Raw genomic sequence first — 16656 nt, forward strand, 5'->3', positions numbered from 1 at the left:
GCCGGTGGGGTTCCGGGGGGTCCGCGCGACCCCGGAACGCCGCCGCGCGGGCGTGCCGCGGCTCCGCTGCGGCGGCACGGTATTGAATCGTGTCATGACGTCATATACCCTGCCCGCCGCCGACTTCACACCCATCGACCGGACCCATCGAGCGGCGTCCTGCGGCCCGATCGGCTCCGCAACCCTTGACTGCCCCACGGAGCGGGGCTACCGTCCCGGCAACTCCATTGAAACATTTCACCCTCATTGTTCCTCGGCCGGGAGACTCAGGAGACACCATGACCGACCCCGCACCGGAACGGACTCCGGTACTCGCGCTGGAGGGGGTGAGCAAGTCCTTCGGGGCGGTACGGGCGCTGCGCGGCGTATCGCTGGAGCTGTACGCGGGTGAGGCGCACGCCCTCGCGGGTGAGAACGGCGCCGGCAAGTCGACTCTGATCAAGACCCTCGCCGGGGTCCACCGGCCGGACGCCGGGACCGTACTGCTCGACGGCGCCCCGGTGGCCTTCCACGGCCCGGCCGACGCACGGGACGCCGGAGTGGCCGTCATCTACCAGGAGCCCACGCTCTTCCCCGACCTCTCGGTCGCCGAGAACATCTTCGTCGGCCGACAGCCGCGGCGCTCCTTCGGCCGGGTCGACCACCAGGCGGTCAGGAAGGCCGCCGCCGGCCTCTTCCAGCGGCTCGGCGTCGACCTCGACCCCGACCGGCCGGCCCGCGGCCTGTCCATCGCCGACCAGCAGCTGGTGGAGATCGCCAAGGCGCTGTCCTTCGAGGCCCGGGTGCTGATCATGGACGAGCCCACGGCCGCCCTCACCGGCAGCGAGGTCGCCCGGCTGTTCGGCGTCGTCGACGCGCTGCGCGCGGACGGCGCCGCCGTCCTGTTCATCTCCCACCGGCTGGAGGAGATCTTCGCGCTCTGCCAGCACGTCACCACCCTGCGGGACGGCGGCTGGATCGCCAGCGAGCCGGTCGACACGCTCACCGAGGACGAACTGGTCCGCCGGATGGTCGGCCGCGACCTGGACGAGCTGTACCCCAAGCAGGACACGGCCGTCGGCGAGGTCGCGCTCAGCGTCAGCCGGCTGACCCGCGAAGGGGTCTTCACCGACGTCTCCTTCGACGTGCGGCACGGCGAGATCGTCGGCCTCGCCGGGCTGGTCGGGGCGGGCCGCAGCGAGGTCGCCCGGGCGGTCTTCGGGGTCGACCGGTGGGACGCGGGCGAGGTGCGGATCGACGGCAGGCCGCTCAGGCCCGGCGCCCCGAGCCTGGCGATGAACGCCGGGCTCGCGCTGGTCCCCGAAGACCGCAGGGCGCAGGGCCTGGTAATGGAGATGTCCATCGAGCGCAACATCAACCTGACGGGCCTGGGCGGGACCAGCAGGGCCGGCCTGATGAACCGAGGCGCGGAACGCAGCAGGGCCGTCGACTGGGCGGTGCGCCTCCAGGTGAAGTACGCCCGGCTCGCCGACGTCGTCGGTACGCTGTCCGGCGGCAACCAGCAGAAGGTCGTGCTGGCCAAGTGGCTCGCCACCGGCCCGCGGGTGCTGATCGTGGACGAGCCGACCCGCGGCATCGACGTCGGCACCAAGGCCGAGGTGCACCGGCTGCTGTCCCGGCTGGCCGCCGACGGTGTGGCGGTGCTGATGATCTCCTCCGACCTTCCCGAGATCCTCGGCATGGCCGACCGCGTCCTGGTCATGCACGAAGGCCGGCTGGCCGCCGAGATCCCCCGCGCCGACGCCACCGAGGAATCGGTGATGGCCGCCGCCACAGGCCGCGCCAGGAGCGCGGCATGACCATGACTGCGAAACCCGCACCCGCCGCGGCACCCTCCCGGGCCGCTGCCGGCGGCCTGCTGGACCGGGTGCTCAAGGTCAGGGAACTGGCCATCCTGGTCGTCCTGGTGCTCATGCTGCTGGCCACCCAGCTCGACAACAGCGCCTTCCTGTCCGAGCAGGGCATCAAGGACCTGCTGCTCAACGCGACCATCCTGGTGCTCGTCGGAGTCGGCCAGGCCGCCGTGGTGATCACCAGGAACGTCGACCTCTCGGTCGGCTCCACCCTCGGCATCACCGCATTCGCGGCCGGCGAATTCCTCCGCGGCGGCGGCGACCCGCTGCTCGCCGTCCTCATCGCGGTGGCGCTCGGCGCCGGATTCGGCGTCGTCAACGGCCTGCTGGTCAGCCTCGGCCAGGTGCCCGCCCTGGTGGTCACGCTCGGCACCCTCTACATCATCCGCGGCCTGGACTCCATCTGGTTCGGCTCCCGGCAGATCACCGCCGCCGACCTCCCCCCGGGCTTCGTCGACTTCGGGCACGACGGCCTCGGCGCACTGCCGTACCTGGCCGTCCTGACCGCGGTGGTGCTCGTCGTCGCCGCGTACTACCTGCGCGCCTACCGCAGCGGCCGGGACATGTACGCCCTCGGCTCCAGCCCCGAGGCCGCCCGGCTCGCCGGCGTACCCGTGCGCAAGCGCGTCCTCACCGCGTACGTCCTGTGCGGCGCCCTGGCGGGACTGGCCGGCGCGCTGTACCTCGCGCGGTTCGGCAACGTCGACTCCGGCACCGGGTCCGGCTACGAACTGACCGTGGTCAGCGCGGTCGTGGTCGGCGGCGTCGCCTTCACCGGCGGCTCCGGCAGCGTCTACGGCGCCGCCCTCGGAGCGCTGCTGCTGACGTCGATCAACAGCGTGCTGCCCTCGATCGGCGTCAGCTCCGTCTGGGTCCAGGCGATCGACGGCACCCTCCTGCTGCTGGCCGTCGCCGTGGACCGGGTGGTCGCGCTGCGGGTCGCCGCAGTGCTCCGCAAGCGGGCCGCACAGACAAGGAGTGCCCGCCATGACTGACCTCACCAAGACCGCGCCCCGGCCGTGGGCACGCGACGCCCTGCGCTGGGACACCGCCGTGGGCACCCTGCTGGCCGTGCTGCTGGTGTGCTCCTTCGCCTTCGTCGACAACTTCGGCAACGCGCTCAACCTGTCGTTCCTGATCGGCAACACCCTGCCGATCGCGCTCATCGCGCTGCCCATGACGCTGCTCGTCGTGTCCGGCGAGATCGACCTGTCGGTCGGCTCCACCGCGGGCCTGGCCGGCGCGGTCATGGGCAAGCTGTGGAACGAGGGCATGGCGATCGAGACGATCATCCCGATCTGCGTGCTGCTCGGCGTCGTCTGCGGCCTGGTCAACGGCCTGCTGGTGACCAGGCTCGGGCTGCCCTCGCTCGCCGTCACCATCGGCACCCTGGCCGCCTACCGCGGCATCGCGCAGATCGTGCTCGGCTCGGACTCGGTGACCGACTTCCCTCAGCAGTACCTGGACTTCGGCTCCGGCCGGATCGGCGGCAGCTTCGTCCCGCAGGCCGCGGTGCCGTGGGCGGTCCTGCTGGTCGTCGCGGTGCTGGTGCTGCACGCCACGCCGGTCGGCCGCTCGCTGTTCGCGGTCGGCGCCTCCCAGGAGGCGGCCCGGTTCGCCGGGGTGCGGGTCAAGCGGCTGAAGCTGTCGATGTTCGTCGCCACCGGCACCGTCTCCGCGCTGACCGGCGTGTTCTGGGCGCTGCACTACGCCAGCGCCCGCTACGACAACGCCACCGGCCTGGAGCTGTCCGTCATCGCGGGCGTGCTGCTCGGCGGCATCGACTTCGACGGTGGCAGGGGCACACTCGGCGGCGCCGTCGCCGGTGTCTTCCTGCTCGGCGCACTGCAGAACGTGATGAGCCTGGTCAACGTCTCCGCCCAGTCCCAGACCCTGATCACCGGTGTCCTGCTGGTGGTCTCGGTCCTCGCCCCGCGGGTCGCCCGCCGGGCCGGCAGGGCCCGCGCCCGGCGCAGGTCCGCCGCCTCGCCGCCTCCCGCCGTCCTCGCCGGCACCTGACAACACCCGCACCCCCCGGCAGCCGCACGACCCCGCCGGCCGGTACGCACCACCGCGGTCCCACCCGTTCAGCCGGACGATCTCCGGTCACCCCTGCCGTGCCGCGGCAGCGAAAGGAAGCCCGCATGTCCATCAGAACCGCTCCCGCCCGCCGCCTCGCGGCCGCGGTCGCCGTCGTCAGCATCGTCGTGCTGGGGGCCGCCGCCTGCGGCGGGACCACCAAGAAGTCCAGCGCGGGCGACAATTCCGCGCCCTCGGCGGCCTCCACCGCGTCGGCCGACCCCCACGCGCCGGCCAAGAAGGGCCTGACGATCGCGTACCTGCCCAAGCAGGTGAACAACCCGTACTTCACCAGCTCCGACAGCGGCGGGAAGAAGGCCGTCGAGGCGGCAGGTTCGACGTACAGGGAGGTCGGCACCAGCAGCGGCACGGACACCGCGGGCCAGGTCAGCTACGTCAACACCCTCACCCAGCAGCAGGTCGACGCCATCGCGGTGTCCGCGCAGGACCCGGGCGCGCTGTGCACCGCCCTGAACCAGGCCCGCAAGAACGGCGTCAAGGTCGTCACCTACGACTCGGACACGAACGCCGACTGCCGCGACGTCTTCGTCTCGCAGGCCAGCTCCGAGGACCTGGGCCGCACCGAGGTCCAGCTGATGGCCCAGCAGATCGGCAACAGGGGCCAGATAGCGATCCTCTCGGCGGCCCAGACGGCCACCAACCAGAACACCTGGATCGGCTTCATGAAGGACGAGCTGAAGAAGCCGGAGTACAAGGACATCCAGCTGGTCAAGGTCGTCTACGGCAACGACGACGCCCAGCAGTCCTTCCAGCAGACCCAGGGGCTGCTCCAGCAGTACCCGAACCTGAAGGGGATCATCTCCCCGACCACGGTCGGCATCAAGGCGGCGGCGCAGTATCTGAGCGGCTCGAAGTACAAGGGCAAGGTCCAGCTCACCGGCCTGGGCACCCCCAACGACATGCGGGCCTACGTCGCCGACGGCACGGTCAGGTCCTTCGAGCTGTGGGACCCCGCCAAGCTCGGCGCGCTGGCCGGCCTGACCGCCGTGGCACTGGTGTCCGGCCAGATCAGCGGCGCCCCCGGCCAGACGTACACCGCAGGCGACATGGGCACCTTCACGATCGGCCAGGACAGCACGGTGGTGCTCGGCAAGCCGACCGTCTTCGACAAGTCCAACATCGGCCAGTACGCCTTCTGAGCCGTGCCGGGTTCCACGACCGACCAGCACCGCCGGTGAAACGCCGGCCCGCCCCGCGCGGGCCGGCGGCCGGGAAAGGAAGGTTGATGATTCGCGTCTGCTTTCTGCTCAGAATCCGACAGGAGCGCCTTGCCGAGTACCGTGAACGGCATGCCGCGGTGCGGCCGGAGATGCAGGCCGCACTGACCGCGACAGGTCGGCACAATTACTCGCTCTTTCTGCGTGACGACGGTCTCCTCGTCGGTTATCCGGAGACCGAGGATTTCGACCGGGCGCGGGCGGAGACGGACCGCGCCGAGGCCAATGCCCGCTGGCAGGCGGAAATGGCGGGCTTCTTCGAAGAATTGGACGGGGCCGCTCCCGATACGGCTATGGTTCCGCTCAGTGAGATCTTCCACCTCGTCTGAGCGGCGCGGAGACCGCAGCGGCGGGCCTGCGGGACAGCGGCAGTGAAGCGATTCATTCCCGAGGTCCCGGCGGTTGGCCGTATCGGCGCCTTGTCCTGGATGGCAGGGGTGTGTCCGTGTGATTGAATAGGTTCAAATTCCAGGTTCGGGGGAGACCTCGCGGAACGTCGGCCCGGGCACGTGGAACCCGGCGGTGGCAGCGGGACGGAGCGTGGCATCCATGGTGGGTATCAAAGACGTGGCACGGCAGGCCGGCGTCTCGGTGGGCACCGTCTCCAATGTGATCAACCGCCCCGATCTGGTCGCGGAAGAGACCAGAACGCGCGTCCAGTCGGTCATCGCCCGGCTCGGTTACGTCCGCAGCGAGTCCGCCCGGCAGCTCAGGGCCGGCGCCAGCCGCATCATGGCCCTGCTGGTGCTGGACATGGGCAACCCGTTCTTCGTGGCCGTCGCCAGCGGCGCCGAGCGCACCGCGCGGGCGGCCGGCCTCGGCGTCATGGTCTGCAACAGTGCGCAGAGTGTCAGTGAGGAACGCGAATACCTCTCGCTCTTCGCGGAGCAGCGGGTCCGCGGCGTCCTGGTGACGCCCGCCGACCCGACGGGCCGCAGCCTGGACGGGCTGCGCAGCCAGGGCATCCCCTTCGTCCTGGTCGACCGCGTCTCGGCGGACCCGTCGGTCTGCTCGGTGTCGGTCGACGACGTGGCCGGCGGCCGGCTCGCCGTGCAGCACCTCATCTCCGCCGGGCACCGGGCGATCGTCTACGTCGGCGGTCCGCCCGAGGTGACCCAGGTCCACGACCGCAAGGCGGGCGCGCTGGCCGCCCTGGCCGAGGCCGGCCTGCCGGCCGAGTCGCTGACCGAGATCTCCGCCGAACGCCTCGACGTGGCCGCAGGCCGGGACGCCGGATCCCGCCTGCTCGGCCTCGGCCGCCGGCCCACCGCGGTCTTCTGCGCGAACGACCTGCTGGCGCTCGGCGTGCTCCAGGCGATGTTCGCGGCGCGGATCAGCGTCCCGGAGGACATGGCGATCGTCGGCTACGACGACATCGAATTCGCCGCAGCCGCCGCCGTCCCGCTCACCTCCGTCCGCCAGCCGGCCGTTCCCATGGGCCGCCTCGCCGCGGAGATGCTGCTGGAGGAGACGGTCGGCGACCCCGCCGCCCACACTCACCGCCAGACCGTCCTGCAACCGGAACTCGTCGTCCGCGGCTCCAGCCTCCCCAGCCGCTGACCGCCCGGCGCGCGCGCCCGGAACCTGTCGTACCGCGTCCCGCCCGACCCGTCGACCGGAGGCGTATCCGTGCAGCTCGCAGCGCTGTTTGCGGCTGTCGAGTGCGGGCAGATGGTGCCGTAGGAGAGTGATGACTATGGTTCCCGTCCTTCTTGTTCTGCTTCTCGCCCTGATCCTCGGCGGCGCCGGTTTCGCCATCCACATCCTGTGGTGGATCGCCATCATCGTCCTGGTCCTGTGGGCACTGGGCTTCGTCTTCCGCGGCGCCGGCACCGGCGGCAGACGTGGCCGCTGGTACCGCTGGTGACCGTCCACTGACACACCGGCGCGACGGATGCGCCGCCCATCCCGATGGTGGGCGGCGCATCGCCATGTCCGGACCCGTCCCCGCCGCGGACTGCCGAGTCCGCCAGCCGCTGCGGGGTAGGCGGGCGCTGCGAGGACACCGGGTGGTCCGGCTGATCCTCGCGATACCGGCCGGTGTGTCGGCGTTCGGATACCGGCGCGCCCTCGACCGGCTGGAACGGGTGGCGGCCCGGCTTGCCTGGCCCGCCGGCCACCGGGCACACAGCGGAAGGGACCTCCGATGGAACTGGCATACGGGCGCGGCTCGTGGATTCCCGACGGGACGGCCGGAGTTGTGATCGTCCTGCTCATGTTCGCCTTCATCCTCGGCATGTTCGGCTGGGGGCTGTGGAACAAGCACAGGAAGGGGCGCTGAGACGGCGCAGGTTCTGGGCGTGGTCCTGATCGTTGCCGGCGTCGGTGTGGCCGAGGTGGGCCGGCTGACCGCCCGCGTCTACGGGAAGGATTCCGCGGCCCTTTCGAACCCGCCTCCCGCGACATACGACGAGGTCGAAGGGATTTTCGAGCGGGCCGGCGGTTGCCGCGCGGCAGCCGGGCTGAGCTGGGCGTCTGCCGGGGGCGCGGACGTCCGCGGTGCGGTCCGGCCGGTCGTCCGGACCCTGGGATCCGCCAACTCCAGGAATTCACCGGCGAATTGAGGACTCGTCATATTCACGGCCAGGAAAGCCCGGCCCATGCGGCCGATCGGCGGCGGTCATAGGGCACCCGCCGGCTCTCCGCTGAGTTTGTCCTTGTGTGGTGAATGTATTATCTTCCTCCTCATGTCCAGTGCACGCAGAGTCGCCACAGTGCGAACGGCCGCGGTGATCCCGCTGGTCGCGCGCCTGCATGTCGACCTGTGCCACTGCAACGGCGACCTGTGTACGCCGTGACGCGCGTCCGCCTCTGACGTCCTCCCCGCCGCGCCCGGCCTGCTCCGCACGGCGGCCCCGGGGTGCCCGGCGGCGTCCGTCCCGGCGCTTCGCGCCGATGCTCCACCACCCGGCCCGGTCGTCCGCCTGCCGCTCCGTCCCCGCGGCCGAGCGCGGCACCCGCCCCACCGCGCCGGTCCACCCATCCGCGGTGCCCGGCTGCGTCCGGCGCTGTTCCAGGAGTTCCCCTTGCCTGTCTTGCTCAAGAGAACCCCGTTCTGGGTCCAGATCCTCGCGGGTCTGGTCCTCGGTGTCGTCCTCGGCCTGATCGCCCGCGACGGCGACGTGAACTGGCTCACCGAGACGCTCACCCGGATCGGCAACATCTTCGTCCAGCTGCTCAAGCTGGCAGTTCCGCCGCTGGTGTTCACCGCTGTGCTGGTCAGCGTCGTCAACCTGCGCAACGTCACCAACGCGGCGCGGCTGGCGCTGCGTACGCTGATGTGGTTCTGCATCACCTCGCTGATCGCGGTGACCATCGGCATCGTGCTCGGCCTGGTGACCAAGCCCGGCGACGGCGTGCACCTGAAGGCCGCCGCGCTGCCCGACGAGATCCACAAGGGCAGCTGGATCGACTTCCTCACCGGGATCATCCCCACCAACGTCGTGGACGCCTTCAGCGAGCCCAACGTGCTGCAGATCGTCTTCCTCGCCGTGGTCGTCGGCGCCGCGTGCCTGTCCGTCGGGCCGAAGGCCGAGCCGCTGATCGACCTGTCCAAGGTCGTGCTGGAGGTCGTGCAGAAGGCGCTGTGGTGGGTCATCCGGCTGGCGCCGCTGGGCACGCTGGGCCTGATCGGCAAGTCCGTCGCCACCTACGGCTGGGACCTGCTCAGGCCGCTCGGCACCTTCACCGTGGACGTCTACGTGGGCTGCGCCCTGGTGATGTTCGTCGTCTACCCGCTGCTGCTCGCGCTGGTCGGCAAGATCAACCCGGTCAACTTCTTCAAGGGCGCGTGGCCGGCCATCCAGCTCGGCTTCGTCTCCCGCTCGTCGGTGGGCACCATGCCGGTGACCCAGCGGGTGACCGAGCGGCTCGGTGTGCCGCGCGACTACGCCTCCTTCGCGGTGCCCTTCGGCGCCACAACGAAGATGGACGGCTGCGCCGCGGTCTACCCGGCGCTCGCGGCGATCTTCGTGGCCGAGGTCTACCACGTGCACCTGGGCATCGGCGACTACCTGCTGATCGCGTTCGTCTCGGTGATCGGCTCGGCCGCGACCGCGGGCCTCACCGGCGCCATCGTGATGCTGACACTGACCCTGAGCACGGTCGGTCTGCCGCTCGAAGGTGTCGGCCTGCTGCTCGCGATCGACCCGATCCTGGACATGATGCGTACCGCGACGAACGTCGCCGGGCAGGTGCTGACCCCTGTGCTGGTCGCCTCGCGCGAGAAGATCCTGGACCTGGACGCGTTCAACAACCCCCGCGACCTGGAGGTCGCCGACGAGCCGGAGACCGCCGACGACTCCCGGGAACTGGTCGGGGTCTGACGCCCGCCCCCGCGCCGGCCGAGCCCCGTACGGGCCTGCCTGCACTCCGCGAGAGCGGAGAGCGGGCAGGCCCGACGCGTGCGCTGTATCCGGTGGCCCCCCGCGCGGCCACCGGCTGCCGCTCCTGGCGTGTCGCATCCACGAGGTAGATTCAGATCATTGCCTGGCACATGCGGGCTGGTTCGCCCGGAAAGCCTCTTGTTTGATCACCCATGGTTCCGACTGCGTTTCTGTGTGGTGAACCACTCGTCGTGGTCCGGCGCGGCTTGTTTCACTGAGCCATGGACCTGAACACCGTGATGGAGATCCGGGACGCCCGGCACCCCGCCCCCTGGCGGCCCGGCGACGCCTGGCTGGGCGGCGGGACGTATCTGTTCTCCGAGCCGCAGCCGCATCTGCGCCGGCTGGTGGATCTCAGCACAACCGGCTGGACACCGGTCCTGGAAGCGGCCGACGGGACACTGGAGATCGCGGCGACGTGCACGATCGCCCAGCTCTCCCGCTACGGCGGACAGCAGCTCCGGGCGACGGCGGCGCCGCTGTTCGAGCAGTGCTGCCGGGCGTTCCTAGCCTCGTTCAAGATCTGGAACATGGCCACCGTCGGCGGCAACCTCTGCAACGCCCTTCCCGCCGGCCCGATGATCTCCCTGACCGCTGCACTCGACGGGGTCTGCCTGCTGCGCGCCCTCGACGGCGGGCTGCGCCGCGTCCCGGTCGCCGACTTCGTCACCGGGGCGGGCCGCAAGGACCTGGCCGAGGGCGAGCTGCTGCGCTCGGTGACCCTGCCCGCGCGGGCGCTCGGCTCCCGTACGGCCTTCCGGCAGGCGTCCCTCTACGGCCTCGGGCGGTCCGGCGTCCTCGTGATCGGGACGCTCGATCCGCAGGACGGGTCGGTCGCGGTCACCCTCACCGCCTCGACGGTGCGGCCCTTCCGGCTGCGGTTCGCCGCGCCGCCGACCGCGGCCGAGCTGAGCGAGGCCGTGGCGGGAGCCGTCGCCGACCACGAGTGGTTCGACGACATCCACGGACTGCCCCAGTGGCGGCGGCACATGACCTTCCGGCTGGCCGAGGAGATCCGCCGGGAACTGACCGGGGACGCCGGGCGATGATTATCGAGGTGAACGGCAGGCCGTTCGACGCGGACCCGCGCCCCGGGCAGTGCCTGCGGACGTATCTGCGCGAGCAGGGCTGGTTCGGTGTCAAGAAGGGCTGCGACGCGGGCGACTGCGGCGCCTGCACCGTCCATGTCGACGGCGAGCCCGTGCACAGCTGCCTGTACCCGGCCTTCCGCGCCCGGGGCCGGTCGGTCACCACGGTCGAGGGACTGGCCTCGTCCGACGGTGAACTGCACCCCGTGCAGCGCGGGTTCCTCGACGCGCAGGGCTTCCAGTGCGGCTTTTGCACCGCGGGGCTGCTGATGACCACGGCCGCACTGGACGAGGAGCAGCTGGCGGACCTGCCGAGGGCGTTGAAGGGCAGCCTGTGCCGCTGCACCGGCTACCGGGCCGTCGAGGACGCCATCCGCGGCGTCCGGCACACCGAGGTTCCTGCGGCGGGCGAGGCCGTGGGCCGCAACCTGCCCGCGCCCGCCGGGCCGCAGGTCGTCACCGGGACCGCCCGCTACACCTTCGACCTCGACGTGCCCGGGCTGCTGCACATGAAGCTGCTGCGCTCCCCGCACGCCCACGCCCGGATCACGGCCATCGACACCGCCGCCGCGCTGCGCGTGCCCGGGGTCCACGCCGTCCTGACCCACCACGACGCCCCCGAGCGGCACTTCTCCACCGCCCGCCACGAGCACCCGACCGACGACCCGGACGACACCCGCGTCCTGGACGACACCGTCCGCCACATCGGCCAGCGCGTCGCGGCCGTCGTCGCCGACAGCGAGGCCGCGGCCGAGGAGGGCTGCCGGGCCGTCGAGGTCGCGTACGAGGTGCTGCCCGCCGTCCTCGACCCGGAGGAGGCGATGCGGCCGGGGGCGCCCGTGGTGCATGCCAAGGACGCGGCCACGGCCCGGATCTCCCGGCCGCACGACAACGTGGTGGGCGAGGTGCACGGCGAGGCCGGCGACATCGCGGCGGGATTCGCCGAGGCCGACGAGATCTACGAGGAGACCTTCCGCACCCAGCGGGTCCAGCACGCGGCCCTGGAGACCCATGGCGCGGTCGCCTGGATCGACGAGGACGGCCGGCTGACCGTACGCACCAGTTCGCAGACCCCGTTCCTGACCCGGCGCGCCCTGTGCGCGCTGTACGACCTGCCGCTCGACCGGGTGCGGGTGGTCGCGGGCCGGGTCGGCGGCGGCTTCGGCGGCAAGCAGGAGATGCTGGTCGAGGACATCGTCGCCCTCGCCGTCCTGCGGCTGAGCAGGCCCGTGAAGCTGGAGTACACCCGCGCCGAGCAGTTCTACGGCGCCACCACCCGGCATCCCTTCACGGTCCACGTCAAGGTGGGCGCCCGGCGGGACGGCACACTGACGGCCTTCCAGCTGCGGGCGGTGTCCAACACCGGCGCGTACGGCAACCACGGCCCCGCGGTGATGTTCCACGCCTGCGACGAGTCGCTGGCGGTCTACCGCTGCCCGAACAAGAAGGCCGACGGCTACGCCGTCTACACCCACACCGTCCCCGCCGGGGCCTTCCGCGGCTACGGCCTCGGGCAGGTCGTCTTCGCCACCGAGTCGGCGCTCGACGAACTCGCCCGCCGCCTCGGCATGGACCCCCTGGAGTTCAAGGCCAGGAACATCATCGGCCCCGGCGAACCCATGATCGGCACCGGCGGCGAGGAGGAGGACCTGCACATCGCCAGCTACGGCCTCGACCAGTGCCTGGCGGTGATCCGCGCGGCGCGGGCCGAACCCGCCGAGCCCGGCCCGGACGGCTGGCTGGTCGGCGAGGGCGCGGCCCTGGCGATGATCGCCACCGGGCCGCCCGGCGGCCACATCGCCGACGTGCGCGCCGCCCTGCTGCCCGACGGGACCTTCGACCTGGCAGTCGGCACCGCCGAGTTCGGCAACGGCACCACCACCGTCCACCGGCAGATCGCCGCGGGCGAGCTCGCCACCACTGTCGAGCGGATCACCGTGCGGCAGTCCGACACCGACGTCGTCCGGCACGACACCGGCGCCTTCGCCTCCACCGGCGTGGTCGTGGCGGGCAAGGCCACCCTGCGCGCCTCCCGCGCCCTGGCCGCCGTGCTGCTGGATTTCGCCGCCGCCCACCTGCGGGTGGCCCGCGCGGACTGCCGGCTGGTGGACGAGGCGGTCGCGTACGGCCCGGGCGGCGGCAGCCGCGTCCCGCTCAAGGAGCTGTACGCGGCGGCCCGCGCGGTCGGCGCGGACCTGGCGGCGGACGGCCGCTTCGGCGGCACCCCGCGTTCTGTGGCCTTCAACGCCCACTGGTTCCGTGTCGCGGTGGACCCGGGCACCGGCGAGATGCGGATCCTGCGCAGCGTGCACACCGCCGACGCCGGCAAGGTCGTGAACCCGATGCAGTGCCGCGGGCAGGTCGAGGGCGGCGTCGCCCAGGCGCTGGGCGCCACCCTCTTCGAGGACGTCCGCGTCGACGGGCGCGGCGCGGTCGACACCGCCGCCTTCCGCCGCTACCGGCTCCCGCAGTACGCCGACATCCCGCGCACCGAGGTCCACTTCACGCGGACCGCCGACGCCATCGGCCCGCTCGGCGCGAAGTCCATGAGCGAGAGCCCCTTCATCCCCGTCGCCCCCGCCTTCGCCAACGCCCTGCGTGCCGCGACCGGCCTGCGCTTCACCGACCTCCCGCTGACCCGCGACCGGGTGTGGCTGGCCCTGGACGCGGCGGGCACGCGGGCGGCCGAAGGGCGGTGACCCCGGGTCCCGGACCCGGGGGCGGGGGGGGGGGGGGGGGGGGGGGGGGGGGGGGGGGGGGGGGGGGGGGGGGGGCGGCGCCCCCCCCCCCCCCCCAGGGCCGTGGGTCCGTGCCCGGCGCGCGGCCGGCCGGCCCCTACGTGTCGGTACGGCCGGCGAACCGCCGCTCGAAGCCGTCGCCGACGCTCGCGGTGACGGTGTAGTCGTACTGGCCGTCGGAGGCGGGCGCCAGCGTGCGGGTCTGCGTGCCGCCCGCCGGGACGGCGACCGTCGAACCGCCGCTGCCCGTATAGCCGTTGGCGCCGATCGTGAAGGTCACCGCCGCGGTGCCTGAATTGGTCAGGGTCAGCACCAGGGCGGCCGGCGCGGCCGGGGCGATGGACAGGGCGGCCTCGGGGTGCGCCTTCGCGGTGTTGCTCCAGGTGCGCACATCCCCCTTGAAGCCGCGCAGATAGCCGTCAGGCCCGTGCAGGTCGATGTCGTAGAGGCCGCCGCCATAGGTCTGCGCGCTGAAGTAGTCCGAGATGGAGCCGCCCGCCGGCAGGGTGTACCGCCAGTTGTCGTAGGAGCGGTAATTGACGGTGTACGCGGCGAAGCCGCCGCCGAGCGCGCCTTTGGCGACCGTCTTGAACCAGATCCGGCCCGTGGCGGTGTCGGTCCACGACGTGGTGTCGAAGAAGTAGCCGACCCTGCGGACCGGCCGGGTCCCCGACTCCTGGACCGGGGCGACCGGGGTGGCGGGCGGCGCCGCGTCCGGCAGCGAGTTCTCCGCGTCGCAGGCCGCGACGAGTGCCGCGGTGTCCGGCAGCGAAGGGAAGGCCGTGTTCTTCGTGGTGAAGTCGAACGCCGACATCAGGTCGCCGCACACCGTGCGCCGCCACGCGGAGATGTTCGTCTCCTTCACCCCGGTCCAGTTCTCCAGGAACCGCAGCGGCGAGGTGTGGTCGGCGACCTGGGAGTTGACGTAACCGCCGCGGCTCCAGGGGGAGATGACGATCATCGGCACCCGCGGGCCGAGTCCGATCGGCACGCCGCCGATGAACTCGTCGGCCGTCCCGGCCGGCGCGACCGGCGGGGCGACATGGTCGAAGAAGCCGTCGTTCTCGTCGTAGTTGAGGAAGACCACCGTCTTCGCCCACACCGCCGGGTTCGCGGCCAGTGCCTTCAGCACGTACTGCGAGGTGTAGTTCGCCCCGTACGCGGGCGGGTAGTCGGGGTGCTCGCTCTGGTTCGCCGGGGCCACGACCCAGCTCACCGCGGGCAGCGTCCCGGCGGCGACGTCCGCGGCGAAGGCGTCGGCGGTGCGCCGCTGCATGCCGTTGACGTACAGCGGGGAGCCGGCCGCGGCGCTCTTGAAGCTCTTGAACCAGGCCAGCGGGTTGTCGTCGTAGTTGTCCTGCTGCTGGTAGACCCGCCAGGAGATGCCCGCCGCCTGGAGGCGCTCGGCGTACGTCGTCCAGCTGTAGCCCTTCTCGGAGTTGTCGGTGACCGGGCCGCCGTTCTTGCCGCCCGGGTCGACCGTGCCCGTCCACTGGTACAGCCGGTTCGGGTTGGTCGGCCCCTGGACCGAGCAGAAATACTGGTCGCAGACCGTGAACGCCTCGGCGAGCGCGTACTGGAACGGGATGTCGGCGCGCTGGTAGTAGCCCATCGCGTAGGCGCTCTTGGCCGGCACCCAGTTGTTGTACAGGCCGTTGTTCCACGCGGTGTGGGTGCCGGACCAGCCGTGGTCGAGGTCGCGTACCCGCTGGGCGTCGGTGGTGGCGGTGTTCAGGTGCCACGGCAGCACGAGGGTGCCGCCGGACGGTCCCGAGCTGGTCTGGCGCAGCACGTCGGAGGAGTTCGGGAAGCGCAGCCGCGAGCGGTCGCCGTAGCCGCGTACGCCCTTGAGCGTCCCGTAGTAGTGGTCGAAGGAACGGTTCTCCTGCATGAAGATCACGACGTGCTCGACGTCGTCCAGCGTGCCGGCCGCCGGGGCGGCGGCCATCGCCGTCTGCACGGAGGCGGGCAGCGCGCCGACGGCGGTGAGGGAACTGCCGGCGGCTGCGCCGAGGAACGTACGGCGGGTCAGGGGCGTCACTGCTACTCCTCGATCGGGGGGAGTGGTGCCGGGTCCTTGCGGGTCCTGCGCGGTGATGCGGGGTGTACGGGTGCGGTCGGGCGGGGCGGTCAGCTGCCGGTGGCCGACTTCCAGGCGTCCACGTAGGCCGGCAGGTGCGCGTCGATGTCCTTCCAGTCCGGGGTGAAGACGTCCACACCCGCCATGATCTTCCTCAGTTCGGCCGCGTGCGGGTCGGTCGCGGTGACATCGGTCCGGGCTGCGAACCCGCCGCCGACCGAGGACACCTCCCGCTGCACGTCCTTGCTCAGCAGGAAGTCGAGCAGCTTCCTGCCCGCGTCCTGGTGCGGGCCGTTCCTGACCAGGCCGGCGGCGTACGGCAGCGCGAAGGTGGTCGGCCTCCCGCCGGCGGCGGCCGGGAAGAAGATGCCCTGGTTCGGCATCGACGCCATGTCGGCGTAGTTCATCTGCACATCGCCGTTGGCGACCAGCAGTTCGCCCTTGTCGACCTTCGCGGCGAGCTGGCCGGTGGATGCGGACGGCCCGGCGTTGTTGGCCTGGAGCCTCTTCAGGTAGTCCATCGCGGGGCCCTGGCCGCCGAAGTCGTGCACGGCCTTGATCAGGACGGCGGTGCCGTCGCCCGCGACGCCCGGGGTGGAGTACTGGAGCTTGTTCCTGTACGTCCCGGCGAGCAGGTCGTCCCAGGTCTTCGGGGGCTGGGAAAGCGCCTTGGTGTTGTAGATGAAGCAGAGGTAGTTGTCGACGATCGACGTCCACGCGCCCGAGGCGTCCTTGTCGGCGGCTCCGACCTGCTCGGACCCGGCCGGCCTGTACGCCGTCAGCAGGCCCTTGCTGGCGGCCTGCTGGATGAAGGGCGGCAGGGTGACGATCAGGTCGGCCCGGGTGTGGGACTTCTCGCGCGCCAGGCGCTGCACCATCTCGCCGGAGCCGCCTTCGACGTAGTTCACCTTGACGCCGGTCTGCGCGGTGAAGTCGTTGAATGCCTTGTCGTAGAAGCCGTCGCCGGCCTCGGAGTGCAGGCCGTCGGCGCTGTAGACGGTCACTTCGGTGGAGGGCTTGCCGCTGTCCGCGGCGGAGGAGCTGCCGCAGGCGGTCAGGGCGGCTCCCAGCGCCAGGACCCCCGTACCTGCGGTGAGCGTGGTGCGGACGCTGCGGAAACGGTTGTGCTCGGGCATGGCGGTACGTACTCCTTCGTGTCCCCGGGGGAGAGGGTCCGGGGCGGACGGGCGGGCAG

General features: G+C 71.7%; 13 protein-coding genes. 11 read left to right on the forward strand and 2 right to left on the reverse strand.

Annotation, left to right across the window (positions count from 1 at the left end; translation table 11 throughout):
* The first annotated feature begins 278 nt into the window (after window positions 1–278).
* From V7E46_RS25510 to V7E46_RS25560, 11 genes are all read left to right on the forward strand, one after another.
* Complete coding sequence (locus tag V7E46_RS25510) at window positions 279–1799, forward strand: sugar ABC transporter ATP-binding protein (RefSeq protein WP_333770597.1); 1521 nt, start codon at window positions 279–281, stop codon at window positions 1797–1799.
* A complete protein-coding gene (locus V7E46_RS25515) occupies window positions 1796–2848 on the forward strand; it encodes an ABC transporter permease (RefSeq protein WP_333770598.1) in 1053 nt (350 codons plus the stop codon). The genes V7E46_RS25510 and V7E46_RS25515 overlap by 4 nt, the downstream gene beginning before the upstream one ends.
* Window positions 2841–3872, forward strand: coding sequence for an ABC transporter permease (locus V7E46_RS25520; RefSeq protein ID WP_333770599.1), 1032 nt, complete (start codon window positions 2841–2843; stop codon window positions 3870–3872). Before V7E46_RS25515 ends, V7E46_RS25520 begins: the two co-directional genes overlap by 8 nt.
* A gap of 125 nt (window positions 3873–3997) precedes the next feature.
* Entirely contained in the window at window positions 3998–5092 is a 1095-nt protein-coding gene (rhaS, locus tag V7E46_RS25525) for a rhamnose ABC transporter substrate-binding protein (RefSeq protein ID WP_333770600.1), read from the forward strand.
* Window positions 5093–5178: 86 nt separating this feature from the next.
* On the forward strand, window positions 5179–5499 hold the full coding sequence (locus tag V7E46_RS25530) for an L-rhamnose mutarotase (protein WP_333770601.1): 321 nt from the start codon (window positions 5179–5181) through the stop codon (window positions 5497–5499).
* A gap of 211 nt (window positions 5500–5710) precedes the next feature.
* Window positions 5711–6730: a LacI family DNA-binding transcriptional regulator gene (locus tag V7E46_RS25535; protein ID WP_333770602.1), complete on the forward strand. Its 1020-nt coding sequence runs from the start codon at window positions 5711–5713 to the stop codon at window positions 6728–6730.
* A gap of 136 nt (window positions 6731–6866) precedes the next feature.
* Window positions 6867–7037, forward strand: coding sequence for a hydrophobic protein (locus V7E46_RS25540; protein WP_329181591.1), 171 nt, complete (start codon window positions 6867–6869; stop codon window positions 7035–7037).
* Window positions 7038–7316: 279 nt separating this feature from the next.
* A complete protein-coding gene (locus V7E46_RS25545; protein ID WP_329181592.1) occupies window positions 7317–7451 on the forward strand; it encodes a hypothetical protein in 135 nt (44 codons plus the stop codon).
* A gap of 745 nt (window positions 7452–8196) precedes the next feature.
* Window positions 8197–9495 carry a dicarboxylate/amino acid:cation symporter gene (locus tag V7E46_RS25550; protein ID WP_333770603.1) on the forward strand — a complete coding sequence of 433 codons (1299 nt, stop codon included), beginning with the start codon at window positions 8197–8199 and terminating at the stop codon, window positions 9493–9495.
* Window positions 9496–9776: 281 nt separating this feature from the next.
* Entirely contained in the window at window positions 9777–10604 is an 828-nt protein-coding gene (locus V7E46_RS25555; RefSeq protein ID WP_333770604.1) for an FAD binding domain-containing protein, read from the forward strand.
* Window positions 10601–13342: a molybdopterin-dependent oxidoreductase gene (locus V7E46_RS25560; protein WP_333770605.1), complete on the forward strand. Its 2742-nt coding sequence runs from the start codon at window positions 10601–10603 to the stop codon at window positions 13340–13342. The genes V7E46_RS25555 and V7E46_RS25560 overlap by 4 nt, the downstream gene beginning before the upstream one ends.
* Window positions 13343–13478: 136 nt before the next feature.
* Here the strand turns inward: V7E46_RS25560 and V7E46_RS25565 are convergent, their stop codons facing one another.
* Both V7E46_RS25565 and V7E46_RS25570 read right to left on the reverse strand, forming a co-directional pair.
* On the reverse strand, window positions 13479–15422 hold the full coding sequence (locus V7E46_RS25565; protein WP_333770606.1) for a phosphocholine-specific phospholipase C: 1944 nt from the start codon (window positions 15420–15422) through the stop codon (window positions 13479–13481).
* 89 nt (window positions 15423–15511) lie between these two features.
* Window positions 15512–16597, reverse strand: coding sequence for a 2-aminoethylphosphonate ABC transporter substrate-binding protein (locus V7E46_RS25570; RefSeq protein WP_333770607.1), 1086 nt, complete (start codon window positions 16595–16597; stop codon window positions 15512–15514).
* Window positions 16598–16656: the final 59 nt, after the last annotated feature.

Source organism: Streptomyces sp. IBSBF 2435, from assembly GCF_036815005.1.
Taxonomy (GTDB): Bacteria; Actinomycetota; Actinomycetes; order Streptomycetales; family Streptomycetaceae; genus Actinacidiphila.